Below are 20,790 nucleotides of genomic sequence, written 5' to 3'. Positions count from 1 at the left end.
TGGGTTTTATCGCCGCAGCGAAGCTGCGTTGTCCATACTGCCGGTGCGGCCGGCATCGTGGTTGCCATGCGATGTCGGCTGGATGGTCAGGGTCGTGTTGGGCAGGGGACGGAGATCCCATTGCATTTAGCTGGACACCGCCGGCAAATGACCGCTACCATCGCCATTGTGGATCTGCCAGATTTCAGCTGCGGCCAGATTTCCCTGGTGATCGAGTGCTCGAAGAACCGAACAGAAATCCCGGATCCCATCGCTATGGGAAGCCGAGCTTGTGGTGGCCACCACCGCTGGGTTGATGGCCTGCGGGCTTGATCCAAGCTGAAATCAATTCTGTGTTCAGAGAGACACCATCATGAATACCATGCTTTCCGTGGAAGCTCGGGAAACCGCGCTTGCCGTGACTTTCTCGTCAGGTGAAACAGTTTGCTATCCCTGGCTCTGGCTGAGGGATAATGCGCCATCGGCGTTTCACCCGCAGACCGAAGAGCGAATATTCGACCTGACCAGCGTAGAGCCATCGCTCAGACCGCTCAGCGTGCGGGTCAGAGGCGGCGCTGTGAGCATTGTCTGGCCGAACGACGACGCCGAGGAGGAATTCCCGAGCCGGTTCTTCGAAACCTACGGTCCGGGCAGAAAGCGGGACGACCCGGGTGACATCGCCCCGAAACTCTGGGACGGCGCGATCGATCTTGAAACCATACCGCGTTACCCAGCCGGAGACCTCTTTCAGAGCGATGCCGATCTGCTTGCCTGGCTGAAGGCGACGGCTGCATACGGGCTCTCCATCGTCGATGGGCTTGACGATGATCCCGACGCCGGGCGGCGTGCGGCCGAGCGGATAGGATTCCTGCGCCAGACAAATTTCGGCACCATGTTCGAGGTCGTGTCGATGCCAAACCCGAACAATCTGGCCTATACGCCGGTCGCCCTGCCGTTACACACCGATCTCGCCAATCAGGAGGTGCCGCCCGGCTATCAATTCCTGCATTGCATCGCCAACGAAGCTGAAGGCGGTGGATCGGTCTTTGCCGACGGGTTTGCGGTCGTGGCCGCATTACAGGCGGAAGATCCGGAAGCCTACCGTCTCTTGTGCGAGATCGAGATACCCTATCGTTTTCACGACGAAAACTACGATCTGCGCGGTCGGTTTCCTGTGATCGTAACGCGACGCAATGGAGAAGTGACAGAGTTGCGGTTCAACGCCCATCTTGTCGATGTCATCGACCTTCCCTCCGACATATGCGCGCCCTTTTATGCGGTTTATCGCAAGCTGATGATGATGATCCGCGGCTCGCGTTTTCAAATAGCCTACCGCCTCAAGGCCGGCGAAATGGCGGTCTTCGACAATCGCCGGGTGCTGCACGGCCGCCAATCGTTCAACCCAAACACGGGGTTGAGACACTTGCGCGGATGCTACGTCGATCGGGGTGAGTTTCAGAGCCGTATTCGCGTCCTCTCCCGATAGCGGCACGACATAGCGGCACGACGATCATCGCGGATGTGCGGTCAGCGGCGGTACCCAAGTCTGGAACTCTGACGGACGCTCCTCCGGTTGTTTGTCCGAAAGCGGGCGACAATCAGGGCAGTTACACAGTTTGCCTCATTCAAACAGACGAGGACAGTGGCCAAGCCTGTCCCTAGCGTGGACTCGGCCTCATGCGCTCAGGGTGGTGTAAACGGGACCATGACAGCAGATTCAAGAGCGGTCATCTCACGCGGCGACCGCGTCAGGGGAGGTAGGATGAACCCGTATCTGGCAGGCGAGGATCAAGACCCCATGATGGCGCTACAAGAGGGGGATGTTCAGTCATGAGAATCAAAAGTCTGATCAAGCGTGCCGAGAAGGTGGACAGAGCGTTCAAGGAGCTCGAAGCCGATTTGGCGGATGCGTTCGATGAGTGTCTCAAGCTAGACGACCAATCGCCGTTGAATGACGTCCCGGATGAGAATCCCGCGGCAAAGAATGACAACTCTCAGCCTGAGGACGATGCGGACACTTCCGAGATCGCATTACGGCTGACTTCCCACGCACAAACCCGACTGGCTGCGTTAAGTGCCGTCGATGGACTCTTTGACGATGCGCGCGAATATCTGGAGGAGATCAACACGAAACTGTCGGAGATCGCGACCTCGCATCATTTGACAGGCGAATTCCTGAAGCTGCTTCACGGGGACATTCTTCGCGCCAACGAACTGGAACTGGCAAATGTCAGCCTGACCACGCAGCAACGAGTGCTGTCGGAGCAGCTCCACGATGCGACCCGAAAGCAGCGCGAACGTGAAAGCGCTGTCGAGGCCCTGCAGCAGCGCGAGATAAGCCTGGCCGAGGACAAGGAGGCACTTCGCGGTGCGCTGGCTGCAGCAAGGCTGGAACTCGTCGTGGCAGGCAATGCGAGCGCGGAACGCGAAGCGGAGTTCGGCGACCTCGTCAAAACGCTTTCGGCCAGAACGGCCGAGGCCAACAGATGCGCGCGCGAGAACGAGATACTGCGGGAAAAACATGTCAGCCTGTCGATCGACCTCGACAAGGCGCTGAAGCGGGAAGCTGAGGCGCGGCACAGGCTGGATGAACTCTCGACGATTCATGCCAGTGACGCGACACGACTTTCGGAACTGCTGGCTGCGCTTGGCAAGAGCGAGAAAGAGGAAATGCGGCTGCAAAAATCGCTCGATATCGCGCAAGCGAAGCTGTCGGAAATGACGGAAGCGGCCCGTATCATGGAAAGTGACAGGGAAGCCGAGCGCGCGCGCAGTTTCACGGAGATCGGGGGCCTGCGTTCTGAAATTCGCAACCTCCAATCACGATTGGAAATTGCCTCGAACGAGAACAGTCAAGCCGCCAGCGAGATCGCCAATCTCAAGGCTCAATGGAGCGACGCTGTGGCCGAAAAGCAAATTGCGGAGGAAAAGTTGTCCGCTCTCAGAAAGGAGAACGAAAACGACAAGATACACCTTTCGACCGTAAGCGCGAATTTTTCGCAGCTTTCCCTGCAGCAGGCATCCGAACAGATACAGCTCGATGTCCAGAGACAGGAATGCGAGGATCTGCGAGCCGAAGTCGCGTTGCTCGATGCCCGGGTCAAGGAACTGTTGCCTTATGAGCGTCTCCACAAGGTCACAAACGCCAGACCGCATGAGAACGGCGTGGTCGAGATCACCGGTGTCGTGGCGGAGAAGGCCCGCGCCACAAGCAGGCGGCGCGTCCGTACGAGCCTGCGCGCTGCATCCTAAGCGCGGGTGTCTATACTTGGCAGTCCTGTTTGCTTCACGGGAAAGACTGAAGGTTCGTTGTCGACGCAACGAAGATCCGGCGAATTAGCTTGCGTGTGCCCGTCAGATTAGCGCACGGATTGAAGCGTCATTTGCTCATCCAACTGGGCACGCCGGCACGGCCTGATTAGGCATCGAGGAAGTCCAGGGCCTTTTCCACGAAGGCGCCGTGATACTGGAAAATGGCCGTATGCCCGCCGTCCTCGTACAGGACCAGCTCGGCATTGGGAAAGCGCCGTGCCATGTCGACGGAATTGCTGGTGGGCACCATTCTGTCGTGATCGCCATTCACCACGAGGACCGGGTGCCGGATAAGCGAGAGGTCGGCAGGGCGCTGCTGGCCAAAGGCACGGATTGCCTTGAGCTGCTGGTTGAAGGCGCCGAGCGCGATGGGCTTGTCGCGGTCATTGGTCCGTTCCTTCAATCGCTGCAGAAACTCGCGCGCCGCCTTCTTGCCGTTGGGGGTTTGGGTAAAGAAGAGGTAGTTCTTTGGGTCCTTGATGGTTAGCGCGGCGCGGATCATGTCGAAGATGGTGACGAACGTCACCCTGTCGATGCCGGTACCCCCGGCTGGGCCGGTTCCCGCGAGGATGATCTTGCGAACCAGATTAGGCTCCAGCTGAACAATCGCCTGGGCGATGAAGCCGCCAAGAGATAGGCCGAGCAGATCGACCTGCTGGAAACCGAGGGCCCGGATGAAGGCGATCGCATCGCGGGCCATCGCCTCCACCGTGTTGGGAGTGGACCCGCCTGATGCACCAACACCACGGTTATCGAAGGTAACAACTCGCCGTTTTGCGGCAATACCATCGACGACCCTGGGATCCCAATTGTCGAGAACCGCACTCAGATGGGTAAGAAAGATCACCGGCACCCCGGTTGTGGGCCCGAGCTCCCGGTAGGCGAATTTCGTACCGCCGACGTCGACCGTTTTCGTCGGCACGTCCCTGTGTTTGATGATCGCGGCAGGTCGCGATAGCTGATGCACGTTCATGATGGTTTCCTTTCTTCTGGCTTGTCGTTCTCGCGGGGCTGGAGCAGCGCCTTCGCCGCTATCGCGCCAGCCTCAAGAATGCGATCGGACAGTTCGGTTCCGTTCACCGCGCGGGACAGCTCAAGCGTGCCGATCAGGGTCGCAAAGACACCGAACGCGACAGCCTCGGGGTCGCGGGCGTCGGGCGTAAGTTCGGCCGCCACCTGGCGTACGAGCTTGAGCAGGTGTTCGGCGTAAACTTGGCGCGTCTCGACCGGCTCACGCGCAATTTCGGGCAACAGCGCGGCTGAAGCGCAACCTTTGCCTGGATTGTCTCGGTGTTCGGCCGACAGATACGCGTCGATGGCCATTGACGGGCCACCGCCGGCCAACAGCTCCTGAATCTGGGTCGCCTGAACCTCCAGGGCGGCCGCCACACTCTCACGCACAAGCGCCGCCTTGGACGGAAAATGGGGATAGAAAGCTCCATTGGTCAGTCCCGCCTCGCCCATGATGCCGGCGAGACCTGATGCAGCGATGCCGTCGGAGCGAAACCGTTCGGTCGCCACATCCATGATCCGCTGCCGCGATGCGTCCTTCCTGCCCTTCTCGTAGCGCATGTTTTTCTCCTTCGATCAGCTATTGCATTACGATCATATTATCACTAAATGACCGTAATGCAATAGGGCAGAGTATCGGAGATGTCGACCGGGCGCTCCGGGTCTCCTCAATTTGGGAAAGCTACAATGAAGGCCTTCATCGTCGATCGATACGCAAAGAACACTCCCCTGCGGCTTGGAGAGGTTCCAGAGCCGGAAGTGGGGGAGAATGACGTGCTGGTGCAGATCCATGCCGCCAGCGTCAATCTGCTGGACTCCAAGATCAGGGACGGAGAATTCAAACTCATCCTGCCCTATCGCCGGCCCTTCGTTGCAGGCCATGACGTGGCCGGCACGGTCATTCGCGTCGGCTCGAAAGTCCGACAGTTCAAGCCGGGCGACGAAATTTATGCGCGACCGCGCGATGGTCGGGTCGGGACTTTCGCCGAGTACATCGCCATAAATAATGCGGACGTGGCCCTGAAACCGAAGAACCTCAGCATGGAAGAGGCTGCGTCCATTCCCCTGGTGGGGCTGACCGCTTGGCAGGCGATGGTCGAAAGGGCGAAGCTGAAGAAAGGACAGAAGGTCTTCGTTCAGGCCGGCTCCGGCGGAGTGGGGACATTCGCCATTCAATTGGCAAAGCACCTCGGCGCGACGGTCGCCACGACAACAAGCGCGTCGAACATGGATATGGTCAGGAAGCTCGGCGCCGATGTTATTATCGACTACAAGAAGGATGACTTCGAGAAAGTCCTTTCGGGCTACGACGTCGTCCTGAATAGCCAGGACAACAAGACCCTCGAAAAGTCCCTGCGTGTGTTGAAGCCAGGTGGCGTCGCCGTTTCGATTTCCGGTCCGCCCGATCCTGGGTTTGCCAGGGAGAAGGGTCTGAGCGTGGTGCTGAACTTGGTCACGCGCCTGTTGAGCGCCGGCATCAGGAGGCGGGCCAAACGCGCAGATGTGCGATATTCGTTCCTGTTCATGGCGGCCAATGGGGAGCAGTTGACAAAAATCACGTCTCTCATCGAGTTGGGCGTCATCCGCCCGGTCGTAGATCGGGTCTTTCCGCTTGAGCTGACCAACGAGGCCTTGGCCTACATTGAGCAGGGCCGGGCCAAAGGCAAGGTTATCATCAAGGTCAAATAGCTTTGCCAAGCTTCAGGCGACGACGTCCGCTTCTGGGCGCAACGCGGGCCTAGCGAATGAGCTTGCGCGTGCTTCCTCCCACAGGCTTCCGCCAACCACACATGAATTAGGGATCCGACAGTCCAGTGTGCGGTGTTGCCATCAGGCTAGTGCATATGTTGGACCTCATGTGCTCATCCGGCTGGACACACCGGCACGGCCTAGTGCTCGATCGGTCCTTTCGGCATGACGATCGCGGTGCCGGCGGTTGTCGGACGCTCGATCATGCGGCGGACGCGCGGCGGCTCGTCGCCGCTGTGCAGCGCCCGTAGGCGCTCGCCGATAACGGCGTCGGCATGGGTGGCCCGCTTGTTGTGGCGGATGTATTCGAGCCATGTAGGCGTGTGATAGTGCTCGATCCATATTGCGGGATTTTCGAGATCGCGCGCCAGCGTCCAGTTGCGGGCGCCGTCACGGCGGCGGATGCGGCCGCGTTCGGCCATGGTGGCTAGGAATTCCGGCACGTCCTCCTCGCGGATGATGTACTCGATCATGATGGCGATCGGGCCGCTGCGCAGTTTGAGGTCGAGCGCAAGATGCGGCTCCTTGAAACGGTTCAGCGGATCGAGGTTGAGCACCGCCTGCTGCGGCAAGGGCAGCAAGAGGCCGATCGCGCCGCCCGCCAGCATCGTGACAGCGGCTGCGATCAGCGCGAATTCGGCGCCATGCGCATCGGCGACGACACCCCAAATCCAGCTGCCGAGCGCGATGCCGCCGAAGGTCGCCGTCTGATAGACCGAGAGCACCCGGCCGACCACCCAGCGCGGCGTCGACATCTGCACCGTGACGTTGAAATGCGACAGCGCGATCACCCAGCAGGCGCCGCCGATGAGCAGCCCGAGCGACGTTTGCCAGGCGCGGTCGCTGACGGCGGCATTAAAGGCGCAGAGCGCAAAGCCGGCGAATGCCATGCGCACCATCGCCTCGCTGGACAGGATCTGCCGTAGCCGGACGCTGATCAGCGCGCCGCCGACGGCGCCGATGCCGAACGCACCGAGCATGATGCCGTAGGTCAAGGCATCGCCCTTGACGACATCGCGCGCCACCAGCGGCAGCAGCGCCAGAACCGCACCGGCGCTGAAGCCGAAAGCCGCACCCCTGACCAGCACCTTGCCGATATTGGGCGACATGGCGACGTAGCGCAGGCCAGCACCCATCGCCGCGCCCAGCGTCTCGCGCGGCAGTGTCGAGGCCGGCAGGTCCGGCTTCCAGCGGGCCAGCACGATGATCAGCCCGACATAGCTCAATGCGTTGGCGGCAAAGGCCGCTGCAGTACCTGCGGCGGCAACGATGATGCCGCCGATTGCCGGGCCGACGCTGCGGGTCAGGTTGAAGCCCAAGGAATTGAGCGCGACGGCAGCCGGGAGCTTGGCGCGCGGCACCATGTCGCCGACAGAAGCCTGCCATGACGGGTTGTAAAGCGCCGTGCCGCTGTTGATCAGGAAGGCGAAGGCAAGCAGCGTCCACGGCGTTATCAAGCCAAGATAGGTGAACACGGTCAGCAGAACCGAGACGACCAGCATGAAGATCTGGGCAATCAGCATGACCTTGCGCCGAACGAAGCTGTCGGCGATCGCGCCGGCAACGAGCGCAAACAGCATGATCGGCAAGGTGGTCGAAGCCTGCACCAGCGCGACCTGATAAGACGAGGTGGCGATCGTGGTCATCATCCAGGCGGCGCCGACGCCCTGGATCAAGCCACCGAAATTCGAAACCAGACTGGCGGACCATACGGCGCGGAAAATGCCGTGCCGGAACGGCGCCAGCGCCGAGACGCGTTCGCTGTCCGGCTCGTCGTCGATCATAAGTTCCGTCCCGCCTTCACGTGCCGTCTGCTTCCAGTGAATCGACCTTCATGCCGCTATCCAAAGTAGAGCACGGTACTGCAAAGAGCGAACGCCTCTTCGAAGAAAGTCAACAGGATAGCGGCGGTAAAAATATGCCCGGGCGATGATTTCCTGCGTAGCGCTAGACGATATTGTTGCAGCCGACTCCCCATCAGCTGCGTTTTACCTGAGGTATGGAGCGTTCCCGGTGAGTTTGCCTCCCGTTCCGTCGGACGCCTCTTAACGATCCTCGAATCCGGTCAGCACGCCGACGGCGTTGATGCCGATTTCCTCGACGGCATAGCCCCCTTCCATGACGAACAGCGTCGGCAGGCCGAGCTTGGCGATGCGACGGCCAATCTTGGGATAGTCGGCGCTTTTCAGCTTGAACTTGCTGATCGGGTCCTTCTCGAACGTGTCGACACCGAGCGAGACGACAACGACTTCGGGGGCGTAAGCCGCAAGTTTATCGCAAGCGTTCTCCAGCGAAACATTCCAGGCGTCCCATGTAGTGCCGAACGGCAGGGGATAGTTGACATTGAAGCCTTCGCCGGGCCCGGAGCCGCGCTCGTCGGCATGGCCAAGGAAGAACGGATATTCGGTCATCGGGTCGCCATGCAGGTTCAGCACCTGCACGTCGCCGCGGCTGTAGAAGATCTCCTGCGTGCCGTTGCCGTGATGGTAGTCGACATCGAGGATCGAGACGCGCTTGGCGCCCTGGTCGCGGAACCATTGCGCGGCAACCGCGGCGTTGTTGATGTAGCAATAACCGCCCATGAAGGCAGCACCGGCATGATGGCCGGGCGGGCGGCAGAGCGCGAAGGCGGACGTCTCACCGCCCTTGACCAGAGCGGCCGCGGTCAGCGCCACATCATAGGACGACTTGATCGCCTCCCAGGTGCCTTTGACGAAGGCGGCGCCGCCGTCGAAGGAGTAAAAGCCAAGCAGCGCATCGATGGTTTGGGGGCGCACGTCGCTGCGCAGGCCGCGCGTCGGCCAGGTGAATGGGAGGGCCGAGCCCGTCCGGCCCGACTCTTCCCAGAGCGGCCATACGGTCGGCAGGAAATCGATGTAGTCGCTGGTATGCACCTGCTTAGCGGCAGCGAGACCATGACTCTCGGGAGGCAACACCGGGCCGAGCTTTTCGCTCTCCACCCTCGCCTTGACGATCTCTGCGCGCGAGGGCTTCTCGAAGGCCGGCACGATGGCGCCCGAAATGAGTTCGAAATTGCCGGCGTGACCGGCGTGGAGAGGGGAGAAAACTGTCTTCATTTTGGCGGCCGGCTCGCTCTTCGAGTTGCGTATCTGTCATTGACGGACTGCTTTGTGGCAGAGAGTTTCAGCGCCGCCAAGAGGCATCCCAGAGTGTTGGTGCGAGCGGCAGCGGACGGCTTGCCAGACGCCAATACTCTGCTAGCCTAAGCTCAAACGGGAGAAAATTATGCCGCCATCGGCCGATCTGATCGTCGAGAACGCCAGCATATTGACGATTGATCCCGATACTCCCAGCGCCGAAGCCATAGCCATCAAGGGCGGCGAAATCATTGCGATCGCAGATCGCGCGACCGTACTGGAGCACAAGGGACCCGGCACGCGCGTCATCGACGCCGAGCGCGGCTCGGTCGTCCCCGGCTTCATCGAAGCGCATATGCATCTTTTCGCCGGCGCGGCCGAGCTCGATCACCTCCAGCTGATGGGCATCCACGGTTTCGATGCGCTTTGCGATGCTGTTCGCCATTATGCAGCAAAGCGGCCGGATCTATCCGTCCTGCAGGCGCAAGGCGCCGACTATACCATCCTGTCGGCGACTGAGCGGGTCAGCCGCCATCACCTCGACCGTATCCTGCCGGACCGTCCCTTCGTCATGGCGGCGCCCGACCACCACACAATGTGGGCGAACACCAAGGGGCTGGAATTGGCCGGCCTGCTTAGAGGCAAGCGGCTTGGTCCCGGCAATGAGATCGTCATGGGCGACGACGGGCTGGCCAGTGGCGAATTGCGTGAGGGCGAGGCCTTCGGGCCGCTGATCGCGCTGGCCGGTGAGGATCGCGTACGGCTCGGCCTGGCCACCGGCGGCGAGCCGGACCCGAAGCCGACGCCGGCGGAGCAGGCCTCCGACCGGGCGATCATGCGCCGCGGTTTGGAATGGTGTGCCAGGCACGGTATCACGTCGATCCAGAACATGGACGGCAATTTGCACCAGCTCGAACTCCTGTCCGAGATCGAGGCCGAAGGCGGCTTGCTCTGCCGCGTGCAGGTGCCGTTCCACTATAAGAATTTCATGACCCTCGACATGCTCGACAAAGCCTCAGTGATGGCTGAGCGCTACCAAGGCGAATGGCTGTCGTCGGGCATGGTCAAGGTGTTCTACGACGGCGTGCTCGATTCGTGGACGGCGGTGATGGTCGAGCCCTATGCGGATCGTCCGGATTGGGTAGGCGAGCCGCTTTTCACGCCGCAGCAATTCATCGATCTTGCCGTGGCCGTCGACAGGCGCGGGCTGCAGATGGCGGTGCACTCGATTGGCGACGGCGCCGTGCGCGCCGTGCTCGACGGCTACGAGGCAGCGCAAAAGGCGAATGGCAGGCGCGACAGCCGGCATCGGGTCGAGCATATCGAGGTGGTCACCGCCGCCGACGTACCGCGTTTCGCAAATCTTGGAGTCATTGCCTCGATGCAGCCACCGCATCCGCCGGGCAGCATGGGCGTGCCGCTGGAACCAACGGTGTCGCGCATCGGGCCTGCCCGCTGGCCTCTGAGCTATGCGTGGCGGACGCTGAAGAATGCCGGCGCGCGCGTCGTCTTCGCCTCCGATTGGCCGGTCTCGCCGATCGATCCGATTCTGGGCATTCAGGCGGCAGTGCTGCGCAAACCATGGGCAGACAGCGATCCCGACCAGAGTTTCTCGCTGCATGAATCGCTTGCGGGCTATACAGTGGAAGGCGCCTATGCCGAGTTCATGGAGCATCGCAAGGGCCGCCTGAAGTCAGGCTTTCTGGCTGATCTCGTGGTGCTCTCAGGCGACATCGAGGCCACCGCGCCGGAAGCGCTGCATACGGTGCGGCCGATGACGACGATCTGCGGCGGCAAGGTCACTTATCAGGCCTGACGGTGGCACGGGAATTGCGTTCTGAATCGACATTCAGATGTATGCTTGCCAAGCCATGCGCCGTGTGCTGACAATCGAGTGGGAACTGGATCCGCCCTGAAGAGCGGACACAAGAATGGGGTAATCGTGCCGGAACAACCGGGTAAGAGTGCAATTGAAGTTCGTGGCGTCCGCAAGGTATTCGGTACCGGGGAGTCACAGGTCGCCGCCCTCGACACGATTTCGGTGTCGATCCGCGAGAATGAGTTCTTCACTCTGCTTGGTCCGTCCGGCTGCGGGAAGACAACGCTTCTGCGGCTGATCGCCGGCTTCGATTTCCCGAGCGCCGGCGAGATCCTGCTGCATGGCCAGGACATCGCACCGCTGCCGCCGTTCAAGCGGCCGGTCAACACCGTGTTCCAGAACTATGCGCTGTTCCCGCATATGACGGTGGCCGAGAATATCGGCTTCGGCCTCGAAATGCTCGGCAAGCCCAAAGCCGACGTGAAGGCGCGGGTTGCCGAGATGCTGAAGCTTGTCAAAATGGAAGCGCTCAGCGGCCGCCGCACCAGCCAGATATCGGGCGGCCAGCAGCAGCGCGTGGCACTGGCGCGGGCGCTGGCGCCGCAGCCGAAAGTGCTGCTGCTCGACGAGCCGCTGTCGGCGCTCGACTTCAAGCTGCGCAAGGACATGCAGATCGAGCTGAAGCGGCTGCAGCACGAGACCGGCATCACCTTCATCTTCGTCACCCACGACCAGGAAGAAGCGCTGACCATGTCGGACCGCATCGCGGTGATGTCGTCGGGCAAGATCCTGCAGGTCGGAACGCCTTGGGATATCTATGACAAGCCGGCGGAGCGCTTCGTCGCCGACTTCATCGGCGAGACCAATTTCCTGACCGCGGCCATATCAGGCATGGCCAACGGCAAGGCACGAGCAACGCTCAAATCCGGCGCGACGATCGACGCGACCGTGGCTGAGGGCTTTCAGCCGAAGGACAATGCCACCGTGGTGGTCAGGCCGGAACATGCCAAGCTGACCAGCAGCAAGGGCGACCTGTCGGGCACGGTCGAAAACATCGTCTATTTCGGCACCGACACGCACATCCATGTTCGCCTGGACAGCAGCGAGGCCTTCACGGTGCGCCAGCAGAACACGCGCAGCGCCGGCTGCGGTTTCGAGCGGGGAGACAAGGTCGGCATTTCGATCGGCAACGACGCCGCACAAGTGCTGAGGGACTGATGGCGAGCGCGGAAGAAGTCGCCGAGGAAGCCGAACGCAGAGATATCCGCGATCGCTGGCTGCTGTCAGCGCCGGCACTGATCATCATCTTTCTGGCGGCGACCGGCCCGCTGCTGATCGTCGTGATCTATTCGTTCCTGACGCCGGGCCCCTATGGCGACGTGGTGTGGAAATTCTCCACCGACGGCTGGCTGTCGGTGGTGATGCAGCGCGACATCTTCGACGACACGCTGGTTTTCGCCGACGCGCATTTGTCGATCTTCTGGCGTTCGGCCAAGCTGTCGTTTATGACAACGATCTTCACGTTGCTCTTTGGCTTTCCGACCGCCTATTTCATCGCCACCCGGCCCACGCGGCAGCGCAACGTCTGGCTATTCCTGATCACCATCCCCTTCTGGACCAATCTGCTGATCCGCACCTTCGCCATCCAGGAGGTGATCCGCAACGAGGGCATCGTCAACACGGTGCTCATCAAGCTCGGCATCATCAGCCAGCCGATCCAGATGATGTTCACCGATTTCGCGCTGATGGTCGGCATGACCTATGTCTATCTGCCGTTGATGGTGCTGCCGCTCTATGCCAGCCTGGAGAAGATCGACTTCCGGCTGGTCGAGGCGGGTTACGACCTCTACGCCAACCGGTTCCAGGTGCTGAGGCGAGTCATCGTTCCGTTGGTCAAGCCTGGCATCATCGCCGGCTCGATCCTCGTTTTCATCCCGGCGCTGGGCGCCTATGTCACCCCGCGCGTGCTCGGCGGGACGAAGAATATGATGCTCGGCAATCTGATCGAGCTGCAGTTCGGGCAAGGCCGTAACTGGCCGCTCGGCTCGGCGCTGTCGCTCTCGCTGATGGCGATCGTGATGGTCGCGCTGCTCTTCTATGTCCGCTCCGCCGGGCGCCAGGGCGGCGCGCATGGCTAGCCGCTTCGACATTCGCCGGCAGACCGGCTTCACGACAATCGCGATGATCTGCTTTTTCGCGCTGTACCTGCCGATCGTCACGGTTGTCGTCTATGCCTTCAACGCAGGCAGTTCGATCGCGATCTGGGAAGGCGTGTCGCTGCGCTGGTTCTATCAGGCCTGGAACAACGACCAGGTCGTCGATGCCTCGATGCGGTCGCTGCAGATCGCTTCGGTCGCCGCGACTATTGCCACGATCGTCGCCACCATGGCTGCACTCGCTACAACCCGAACGAAACCCTATCCCGGACTCGGCTTAAAATACGCCTTCATCAACCAGCCGCTGATGGTGCCGGAAATCGTCACCGCGGTGGCGCTGCTGATCTTCTTTTCGCGCATCAAGATCTGGACCGGCTATTCGGGGCTGGGCTACCTGATGGCTGCGCATACGGCCTTTTGCATTCCCTTTGCCTATCTGCCGATCCGGGCGCGGCTCGAGAACATGGATCTGTCGTTGGAGATCGCTGCGGCCGACCTCTACGCGACACCATGGAAGGCTTTTCGGCGCGTCACCTTCCCGCTGCTCTGGCCAGGCATCCTTGCCGGGCTGATGCTGGCCTTCGTCATCTCGCTGGATGATGTCGTCATCACCGAGTTCGTCAAGTCCGGCGGCCAGGATACGTTGCCGACTTACATGCTCGGCCAGTTCCGGCGCGTTATCACGCCGGAAATAAACGCGATTTCGACGGTGTTCCTGCTGATCTCGATATTGATCGTCACCGTCTTCTTTTTCATCAGCAGGAAAAAGGATCAGGAGTGACAGGAGAGAAACGATGAATTGGAAACTGACTGCGACGGCGCTCAGCGCTGCGCTGTTCGCCTCGGCGGGTCTCGCCCGCGCCGATGGCGAACTCAACATCTACAATTGGGGCAACTACACCAGCCCCGACCTCATCAAGAAATTCGAGGAAAAATACAAGGTCAAGGTGACAGTCACCGACTACGATTCCAACGACACCGCGCTGGCCAAAATCCGCCAGGGCGGCAGCGGCTTCGACATCGTGGTGCCCTCGGCGAGCTTCGTGCCGATCTGGATCCAGGAAGGGCTGCTCTTGGAGACAGAGCCCAGCAAGATGGAGAACTTCAAGAACATGGACCCGAAATGGGTCGACGTTCCTTTCGATCCGGGCCGCAAATATACCGTGCCGTGGCAATGGGGCACGACAGGCGTCACGGTCAACACCTCGGTCTACAAGGGCGATCCCAACACTTCCGCTATCTTCTTGGACCCGCCGCAGGAACTGGTCGGCAAGGTCAACGTCGTTCCCGAAATGGCCGATGTCATGCATCTCGCCATCAGATATGTCGGCGGCGAGCCCTGCACCGGCGACAAGGAGGTGCTGAAGAAGGTGCGCGATGCGCTGGTGGCGGCAAAGCCGAAATGGATCTCCATGGACTACGGCACAGTCGAGAAGTTCGCCAAGGGCGACTTCGCAGCCAGCGTCGACTGGAACGGCGCGTCCTTCCGCGCCCGCCTGCAGAACAAGGATATCGTCTATGGCTATCCGAAGGAGGGCTATCCGATCTGGATGGACAATCTCGCGGTGCTGAAGGACGCCAAGAACGTCGAAAACGCCAAGTTGTTCCAGAACTTCATCATGGATCCCGAGAACGCCGCGCTGATCTCGTCTTTCGCGCGCTACGCCAACGGCATCAAGGGATCGGAAGCCTTCATGCCTGAGGACATGAAGACGGCGCCGGAGGTCAACATCCCCGCCGAGTTCGCCGACAAGGGCAAATTCATGCTGAGCTGCGCACCCGACGTCCAGGCGCTCTACACCAGGATATGGACCGAACTGCAGAAGTAATCGCATCGTGACGGACCCGGCGGCGGGCGCCGCCGGGTCTGTTTTCATGTTTGCCGGGACGCATCTCATGACATCCTACCGCAACAGCGAACCGGTGCCGCCGATCATGCAGGGGTCGCCGCCCAAGATGGTGCCGCCGAAGCTCGACTGGGACAGGGGACCCTGGAACCGGTGGGCGTTCCAGCACATCCGCGAAATTCTGCCGACCGTCGAAGTCTGGCGCGGCAATGGCCATCGCCGCCGGTTCGAGCGAGCCGAAGTCGATCTCGATGCGCTGCCGGTGAACGACAGCACGGGCGCACCGACGACGCTGGCCGGGCTGCTCGACGAAACCTATACGGACGGGTTGCTCGTGCTCAAGGACGGCAAAATCGCCTATGAGCGCTATTTCAACGGCATGGCCGAGCGCACGCTGCATCTGTCGCAGTCGATGGCGAAGTCGGTCACCGCTTCGGTGTTCGGCATACTGGTCGGGCGCGGCCTGATTGATCCGGCCAGGCCGGTGACGACCTATCTGCCGGAGCTTGGTGCGACCGGCTGGGCGGGCGCCAGCGTGCAGCACGTGCTCGACATGACGACAGGCGTGCGTTTTTCCGAGGAATACACCGACCGCTATTCCGATATCGGCCAGGTCGATGTCGCCAGCGGCTGGAAACCGGTGCCGCCGGACAGCGATCCGGCCTTCGAGTGGCCGTCGCATATGTTTGAATTGATCCTGCGGCTCAAGGAGACAATCCGGCCGCATGGCACTGCCTTCGAATACCGTTCGATCGAGACCGACGTGCTCGCCTTTATCATGGAGCGGGTGACCGGCAAGCGGCTGGCGCAGCTGGTTTCGGAGGAACTCTGGCAAAAGCTCGGGGCGGATGAAAGCGCCTGTTTCACCATCGACAGCGCCGGCTACGCCGTGGCCGATGGCGGCTTCAACGCCACGCTGCGGGACTATGGCCGCTTCGGCCAGCTGATCCTCGACAATGGCGGCGGCGTGGTGCCGGCCGACTGGATCGAGGCGACGCGCAATGGCAGGCATGGGCCGGATTTCAATCCCAGCCTGCCGGAAGGCAGCTACCGCAACCAGTTCTGGATCGAGGATCCGCGCTCACGCGCGCTGATGTGCCGGGGCGTGTTCGGGCAGCTGATCCATATCGACTGGAACACGAGAATGGTCGTGGTGAAGCTTTCGAGCTACCCGGATTTCACCGACATCGCCTATTCGGTGGCGACGATGAAAGCCGTGCACGCGATCGCCGCCGCGCTGGCCTAAGTTCCAAAAAAACCGGAAGGAAACGCATGACCGGCAAGACCGCGTTCGAGACCAGATATGGCTTTGGCCGCAACCAAGTTCTGCTCGGCAACTGGCGCGAAAGCCCGTTCAGCCGGTGGTCGTTCCAGAATGTCGGTGAGTTAGTGCCGAGCGCACGCGTGGCAGCCGTGCCAGCCAGCGGTGAGGCGTCAGCGCGGGCTCTTGACGGGCTGCTCGGCGAGCGAGTCATCCTGGCCGGCGGACCGGAGACTGTTGCAGCCTTTCTCACGCGTTCCGATACCGACGCGCTGACGATCAAGAAAGGCGGCAAATTCGTCGGCGACTGGTTCGCACCGCATATGCAGTTCGGTGCGCGCCACATCATCTTCTCGATCAGCAAGTCGCTGACCGCCATCCTGGCCGGCATACTGGAAGGCGAAGGGATCTTTGATCCGCAGGCGCCGGTGACCCGCTATCTGCCGGAAGCTGCCGGCTCGGCCTATGGCGACGCCAGCGTGCGGCATGTGCTCGACATGACCATCAGCCTCGACTTCGAAGAAGCGTATCTCGATCCGGAGAGCGCCTTTGCCCGCTATCGCCGTGCGACGCTGTGGAATCCGGGTGGCGGCACCGAAAGCCTAGTCGATTTCATCCTGACGCTGCAGCGCCTTGCCGAGCCGCATGGCCGGACGTTCCGCTACCGCTCGCCCAATTCCGACCTGCTCGGCATCCTGCTCGAACGCGCATCCGGCCAGCGCTTCGCCGAGCTGATGCACGAGAAATTGTGGCTGCCGCTCGGTGCAACGAGCGAAGCGTCGGTGACGGTAGACAGCGAGGGCACCGCCCGCACGGCCGGCGGCATTTCAGTCACGCCGCGCGATCTGGCGCAGGTCGGCGAGATGATGCGGCAAGGCGGCACGGCCAATGGCCGCCGCATCGTGCCGGAAGCCTGGGTGCGCGACACTGTCAGCACAGGCGGAGACAGCGAGGCCTGGCAGCGTGGCACGATGGCGTTCCTCTTTCCGCAAGGCCGCTACCGCAACAAATGGTACCAGACGGGCGCGGCAAGCGGCGCTTTCTGCGGCATCGGCATCCACGGCCAGTGGCTCTATGTCAATCCGAAGGCCGAGGTCGTCATCGCAAAGATGTCGTCGCAGCCGGAGCCGGTCGACGAGCCGCTCGATGTCGATATGGTCGCCTTCTTCGAAGCGCTGAGCCGGATGGTCTGACTCTATCCAGGCCGACCGCCATCGCAGCTTTCCTGTGGACCTATTGCGCGGTTGAAAACGCCGCGGTTGGCGGAGCGACGCTCTGCGCTTATGGTCGCCGCTCTTTTCGACAAGACAGCAGGAACGACATGGCATCCGACATCAAGCGCATCGCAGCCATCATAGCAGCCGAGATCGCTGCCCGGCCCGAACAGGCCGCTGCGGCGATCGGCCTGCTGGACGAAGGCGCGACGGTGCCGTTCGTGGCGCGCTACCGTAAGGAGGTCACCGGCGGTCTGGACGACACGCAGCTGCGCCTGCTTGCCGAGCGGCTCGCCTATCTGCGCGAACTCGATGCGCGCCGCGACACCATCCTTGGTTCGATCCGCGACCAGGGCAAGCTGACCGAAGAGCTTGAGGCCAAGATCGCAGCGGCCGCCACCAAGGCGGAACTCGAAGATATTTATCTGCCCTACAAGCCGAAGCGCCGGACCAAGGCCGAGATCGCCCGCGAGCGCGGGCTCGGACCGCTGGCCGAGGCCATCCTTGCCGACCGCGCGGCGGTGCCCGCCGAACTGGCGCTGGCCTACATCGGCGAAGAGGTGGCCGACGCCAAGGCGGCGCTCGAGGGCACGCGCGATATCCTGTCCGAGCAGTTCGCCGAGAATGCCGATCTTGTCGGCAAACTGCGGACCTACATGAAGGAACGCGCCTTCATGCGGTCACGCGTCGTCGACGGCAAGCAGGAGGCCGGCGCGAAGTTCTCCGACTATTTCGACCATGTCGAGCGATGGGCCAACGTGCCGAGCCATCGCGCGCTGGCGATGCTGCGCGGCCGCAACGAAGAGGTGCTGTCCCTCGACATCGAAATCGATGCCGACGACGCGTCACCGGTGAAGCCGGTCGAACGGATGATTGCCGACGCCTACGCCATCGGCCGCCATTTGCCGGGCGATCGCTGGCTGATGGAGGTGGCCGGCTGGACCTGGCGCATAAAGCTGTCGCTGCACCTGACTCTCGATTTGATGCGAGATCTGCGCGAGCGGGCCGAGGAGGAGGCGATCCATGTCTTCGCCCGCAATCTGAAGGATTTGCTGCTCGCTGCCCCGGCCGGCTCGCGCGCCACCATGGGCCTCGATCCCGGCATCCGCACCGGCATCAAGGTGGCGGTGGTGGACGGCACAGGTAAGCTGTTGGCGACGACGATGGTCTATCCATTTCCGCCAAGGAACGATGTGCGCGGCACGCAAGCCGAATTCGCAAAGCTCGTCCGCCTGCACAAGGTCGAGCTGATTTCCATCGGCAACGGCACCGGCAGCCGCGAGACGGAAAGGCTGGTGGCCGACATGCTGTCCGATATGCCTGCCGAGTCCGGGCCGAAGCCGCTCAAGGTGATCGTCAGCGAGGCGGGTGCCTCGGTCTATTCCGCCTCGGCAACGGCGGCGGCGGAATTTCCCGGCCTCGACGTGTCGCTGCGCGGCGCGGTGTCGATCGCGCGGCGGCTGCAGGATCCGCTCGCCGAACTGGTCAAGATTGAGCCAAAGTCGATAGGCGTCGGCCAGTATCAGCACGATGTCGACCAGTACCGGCTCGGCCGCTCCCTGGAAGCGGTCGTCGAGGACGCGGTCAATGCCGTGGGCGTCGACCTCAACACCGCATCGGCGCCGCTTCTGGCGCGGGTGTCGGGTCTTGGCACATCGCTGGCCGAGGCCATCATCGCTCACCGTGATGCGGCCGGCCCCTTCGCCAGCCGTCGTGACCTGTTGAAGGTGGCGCGGCTCGGACCGCGGGCCTTCGAGCAATGCGCCGGCTTCCTGCGCATTCCCAACGGCACCGAACCGCTCGATGCCTCGGCCGTGCATCCGGAGGCCTATGGCGTGGCGAAAAAGATCGTCGCCGCCTGCGGACGCGACGTCCGCTCGCTGATGGGCGACAGTGCCGCTCTCAAGGCGCTCGATCCGCGGGTCTTCGTCGATGAGCGGTTCGGCCTGCCGACAGTGCGTGATATCCTGGCGGAACTGGAAAAGCCCGGCCGCGATCCGCGCCCCGGCTTCAGGACCGCGAGCTTTGCCGACGGTGTCGACGACATCAAGGATTTGAAGCCCGGCATGCTGCTGGAAGGCACTGTCACCAATGTCGCGGCGTTCGGCGCTTTCATCGATATCGGCGTGCATCAGGACGGCTTGGTGCATGTCTCGCAACTGGCCGACCGTTTCGTCAAGGACGCGCATGAGGTGGTGAAAGCCGGCGACGTGGTCAAGGTGCGTGTCGTCGAGGTCGACATCAAGCGCAAGCGCATCGGCCTTTCGATGCGTCGGGATGGTGACGGCGGTACACCGAAGCCGCGCGACAATGGCAACAGACCGGTGCCGCGCGCGCCGGCGCCGCAGCGTCAGCCGGAGCGGTCCGCGCAGCAAGGCACGTTCGGCGCCGCATTGGCCGATGCGTTGAAGCGGAAGTAATCACCCTACCACTGGTACGCGACTGAGCAGCCAGTCGCGAAAGCTGGCGACCGGCGGATGGCCGCGCTTGTCGTGCGGCACAACCAGGTAATAGGCGCTGCGGCTTTGCATCGGCCGGCCCGGCGCCGGCACGAGTTGGCCGCGCTGCAATTCGCCTGAGATGAGGACCTGCGGCAGCAGCGCCACGCCGAGCCCGGCCATGCAGGCCTGGGCGGCGGTGCCGAATTGCTCGAACTGCATGCCCGGCCCGGTCGGCGCGCTCAAACCCTGATGCTCGAACCACTCGGTCCATGCGCCGGGCCGTGTCGCCATATGCAGCAGCGGCAGGCGACCGATATCGGCGGGTGTGGCAATGGCGCGGCCGGCCAGAAATTCGGGCGACACGACAGGCGCCACCTCTTCGCGGACCAGCAGCGTCGAGTCGGCGTCCGGCCAGTCGGGCAAGCCGAAATGGATGGCGGCGTCGAGCCTTTCGCGAGCGAAGTCGAAGCGGCCGATGCGGGTAACGAAATTGATGGTAATGTCCGGGTTGTTTTCGACGAAATCCGGGATGAGCGGCATCAGCCAGCGTGTGCCAAAGGTCGGCAGGATGGCGAGGTTCAAGATGCCACTATGCCGATTGCTCATCAATCCAAGGGCTGCGTCGCGCAATTGACCCAGCGCGGCGCGCACCGCTTCGGCATAGATCTCGCCTGCCGCTGACAGCCTGACATTGCGGCTGTCGCGTTCGAACAGCCGCCGGCCGAACTGGTCTTCCAGCAGCCTGATCTGCCGGCTGACGGCGCCCTGGGTCAAATCGAGTTCCTGCGCGGCGGCGGTAAAGCTGCCCAGCCGGGCCACCGCCTCGAAGGCGGCAAGGGCGCTGATACCAGGCAAAAGGCGGCGCTGAACGTTCATGATCCATTACTAGCGCTCATTGATCGG

At 62.1% G+C, this 20,790-nt stretch carries 17 protein-coding genes; 12 read left to right on the top strand and 5 right to left on the bottom strand.

The window, feature by feature from the left end; all coding sequences use genetic code 11:
- Window positions 1–147: 147 nt before the first annotated feature.
- The 3 genes from CIT31_RS34055 to CIT31_RS01715 all read left to right on the top strand — a co-directional run bounded on the left by CIT31_RS34055 (window position 148) and on the right by CIT31_RS01715 (window position 3,231).
- The gene (locus CIT31_RS34055) at window positions 148–312 is read left to right on the top strand and encodes a hypothetical protein (RefSeq protein WP_165778322.1); all 165 of its coding nucleotides are present in this window, start codon (window positions 148–150) and stop codon (window positions 310–312) included.
- 40 nt (window positions 313–352) lie between these two features.
- Complete coding sequence (locus tag CIT31_RS01720) at window positions 353–1,465, top strand: TauD/TfdA family dioxygenase (RefSeq protein WP_095517209.1); 1,113 nt, start codon at window positions 353–355, stop codon at window positions 1,463–1,465.
- A gap of 344 nt (window positions 1,466–1,809) precedes the next feature.
- A complete protein-coding gene (locus CIT31_RS01715) occupies window positions 1,810–3,231 on the top strand; it encodes a coiled-coil domain-containing protein (RefSeq protein ID WP_095517208.1) in 1,422 nt (473 codons plus the stop codon).
- A 166-nt stretch (window positions 3,232–3,397) separates the two neighbouring features.
- Here the strand turns inward: CIT31_RS01715 and CIT31_RS01710 are convergent, their stop codons facing one another.
- Both CIT31_RS01710 and CIT31_RS01705 read right to left on the bottom strand, forming a co-directional pair.
- Complete coding sequence (locus tag CIT31_RS01710; protein WP_095517207.1) at window positions 3,398–4,264, bottom strand: alpha/beta fold hydrolase; 867 nt, start codon at window positions 4,262–4,264, stop codon at window positions 3,398–3,400.
- Window positions 4,261–4,863: a TetR/AcrR family transcriptional regulator gene (locus CIT31_RS01705; protein ID WP_095517206.1), complete on the bottom strand. Its 603-nt coding sequence runs from the start codon at window positions 4,861–4,863 to the stop codon at window positions 4,261–4,263. The genes CIT31_RS01710 and CIT31_RS01705 overlap by 4 nt, the downstream gene beginning before the upstream one ends.
- Before the next feature lie 126 nt (window positions 4,864–4,989).
- On the opposite strand from CIT31_RS01705, the gene CIT31_RS01700 reads away from it, so the two are divergent.
- Window positions 4,990–5,991, top strand: a complete 1,002-nt coding sequence (locus CIT31_RS01700; RefSeq protein ID WP_095517205.1) for an NADP-dependent oxidoreductase — start codon at window positions 4,990–4,992, stop codon at window positions 5,989–5,991.
- Between the two features lie 200 nt (window positions 5,992–6,191).
- On the opposite strand, the gene CIT31_RS01695 is transcribed toward CIT31_RS01700, so the two are convergent.
- On the bottom strand, window positions 6,192–7,835 hold the full coding sequence (locus CIT31_RS01695) for an MFS transporter (protein WP_095517204.1): 1,644 nt from the start codon (window positions 7,833–7,835) through the stop codon (window positions 6,192–6,194).
- 261 nt (window positions 7,836–8,096) lie between these two features.
- On the bottom strand, window positions 8,097–9,128 hold the full coding sequence (locus CIT31_RS01690) for a histone deacetylase family protein (protein WP_095517203.1): 1,032 nt from the start codon (window positions 9,126–9,128) through the stop codon (window positions 8,097–8,099).
- A gap of 169 nt (window positions 9,129–9,297) precedes the next feature.
- On the opposite strand from CIT31_RS01690, the gene CIT31_RS01685 reads away from it, so the two are divergent.
- The 8 genes from CIT31_RS01685 to CIT31_RS01650 all read left to right on the top strand — a co-directional run bounded on the left by CIT31_RS01685 (window position 9,298) and on the right by CIT31_RS01650 (window position 19,866).
- Window positions 9,298–10,965 (top strand): amidohydrolase, encoded by a 1,668-nt coding sequence (locus tag CIT31_RS01685; RefSeq protein WP_095517202.1) that lies wholly within the window; start codon window positions 9,298–9,300, stop codon window positions 10,963–10,965.
- Between the two features lie 126 nt (window positions 10,966–11,091).
- Window positions 11,092–12,186, top strand: a complete 1,095-nt coding sequence (locus CIT31_RS01680; protein ID WP_095517201.1) for an ABC transporter ATP-binding protein — start codon at window positions 11,092–11,094, stop codon at window positions 12,184–12,186.
- Window positions 12,186–13,106, top strand: coding sequence for an ABC transporter permease (locus CIT31_RS01675; protein WP_095517200.1), 921 nt, complete (start codon window positions 12,186–12,188; stop codon window positions 13,104–13,106). The genes CIT31_RS01680 and CIT31_RS01675 overlap by 1 nt, the downstream gene beginning before the upstream one ends.
- The gene (locus tag CIT31_RS01670; RefSeq protein WP_095517265.1) at window positions 13,099–13,905 is read left to right on the top strand and encodes an ABC transporter permease; all 807 of its coding nucleotides are present in this window, start codon (window positions 13,099–13,101) and stop codon (window positions 13,903–13,905) included. The genes CIT31_RS01675 and CIT31_RS01670 overlap by 8 nt, the downstream gene beginning before the upstream one ends.
- A gap of 13 nt (window positions 13,906–13,918) precedes the next feature.
- Entirely contained in the window at window positions 13,919–14,953 is a 1,035-nt protein-coding gene (locus tag CIT31_RS01665) for an ABC transporter substrate-binding protein (protein ID WP_095517199.1), read from the top strand.
- Between the two features lie 67 nt (window positions 14,954–15,020).
- Window positions 15,021–16,217, top strand: coding sequence for a serine hydrolase domain-containing protein (locus CIT31_RS01660; protein WP_095517264.1), 1,197 nt, complete (start codon window positions 15,021–15,023; stop codon window positions 16,215–16,217).
- A 26-nt stretch (window positions 16,218–16,243) separates the two neighbouring features.
- Window positions 16,244–17,425 (top strand): serine hydrolase domain-containing protein, encoded by a 1,182-nt coding sequence (locus CIT31_RS01655; protein WP_095517198.1) that lies wholly within the window; start codon window positions 16,244–16,246, stop codon window positions 17,423–17,425.
- Between the two features lie 128 nt (window positions 17,426–17,553).
- Window positions 17,554–19,866, top strand: coding sequence for a Tex family protein (locus tag CIT31_RS01650; protein ID WP_095517197.1), 2,313 nt, complete (start codon window positions 17,554–17,556; stop codon window positions 19,864–19,866).
- On the opposite strand, the gene CIT31_RS01645 is transcribed toward CIT31_RS01650, so the two are convergent.
- Complete coding sequence (locus CIT31_RS01645) at window positions 19,867–20,763, bottom strand: LysR family transcriptional regulator (protein WP_029349736.1); 897 nt, start codon at window positions 20,761–20,763, stop codon at window positions 19,867–19,869.
- Window positions 20,764–20,790: the final 27 nt, after the last annotated feature.

It is taken from the genome of Mesorhizobium wenxiniae (assembly GCF_002284535.1).
Taxonomy (GTDB): Bacteria; Pseudomonadota; Alphaproteobacteria; order Rhizobiales; family Rhizobiaceae; genus Mesorhizobium; species Mesorhizobium wenxiniae.
Note: the sequence above shows the minus strand (reverse complement) of the source record. Positions and strands in the feature narration are given on the sequence as shown.

What these genes read in the sequence shown, in the direction of transcription:
- CIT31_RS34055 (WP_165778322.1), top strand. Translation starts at nt 148, where the DNA reads ATGACCGCTACCATCGCCATTGTGGATCTGCCAGATTTCAGCTGCGGC.
- CIT31_RS01720 (WP_095517209.1), top strand. Translation starts at nt 353, where the DNA reads ATGAATACCATGCTTTCCGTGGAAGCTCGGGAAACCGCGCTTGCCGTG.
- CIT31_RS01715 (WP_095517208.1), top strand. Translation starts at nt 1,810, where the DNA reads ATGAGAATCAAAAGTCTGATCAAGCGTGCCGAGAAGGTGGACAGAGCG.
- CIT31_RS01710 (WP_095517207.1), bottom strand. Translation starts at nt 4,264, where the DNA reads ATGAACGTGCATCAGCTATCGCGACCTGCCGCGATCATCAAACACAGG.
- CIT31_RS01705 (WP_095517206.1), bottom strand. Translation starts at nt 4,863, where the DNA reads ATGCGCTACGAGAAGGGCAGGAAGGACGCATCGCGGCAGCGGATCATG.
- CIT31_RS01700 (WP_095517205.1), top strand. Translation starts at nt 4,990, where the DNA reads ATGAAGGCCTTCATCGTCGATCGATACGCAAAGAACACTCCCCTGCGG.
- CIT31_RS01695 (WP_095517204.1), bottom strand. Translation starts at nt 7,835, where the DNA reads ATGATCGACGACGAGCCGGACAGCGAACGCGTCTCGGCGCTGGCGCCG.
- CIT31_RS01690 (WP_095517203.1), bottom strand. Translation starts at nt 9,128, where the DNA reads ATGAAGACAGTTTTCTCCCCTCTCCACGCCGGTCACGCCGGCAATTTC.
- CIT31_RS01685 (WP_095517202.1), top strand. Translation starts at nt 9,298, where the DNA reads ATGCCGCCATCGGCCGATCTGATCGTCGAGAACGCCAGCATATTGACG.
- CIT31_RS01675 (WP_095517200.1), top strand. Translation starts at nt 12,186, where the DNA reads ATGGCGAGCGCGGAAGAAGTCGCCGAGGAAGCCGAACGCAGAGATATC.
- CIT31_RS01670 (WP_095517265.1), top strand. Translation starts at nt 13,099, where the DNA reads ATGGCTAGCCGCTTCGACATTCGCCGGCAGACCGGCTTCACGACAATC.
- CIT31_RS01665 (WP_095517199.1), top strand. Translation starts at nt 13,919, where the DNA reads ATGAATTGGAAACTGACTGCGACGGCGCTCAGCGCTGCGCTGTTCGCC.
- CIT31_RS01660 (WP_095517264.1), top strand. Translation starts at nt 15,021, where the DNA reads ATGACATCCTACCGCAACAGCGAACCGGTGCCGCCGATCATGCAGGGG.
- CIT31_RS01655 (WP_095517198.1), top strand. Translation starts at nt 16,244, where the DNA reads ATGACCGGCAAGACCGCGTTCGAGACCAGATATGGCTTTGGCCGCAAC.
- CIT31_RS01650 (WP_095517197.1), top strand. Translation starts at nt 17,554, where the DNA reads ATGGCATCCGACATCAAGCGCATCGCAGCCATCATAGCAGCCGAGATC.
- CIT31_RS01645 (WP_029349736.1), bottom strand. Translation starts at nt 20,763, where the DNA reads ATGAACGTTCAGCGCCGCCTTTTGCCTGGTATCAGCGCCCTTGCCGCC.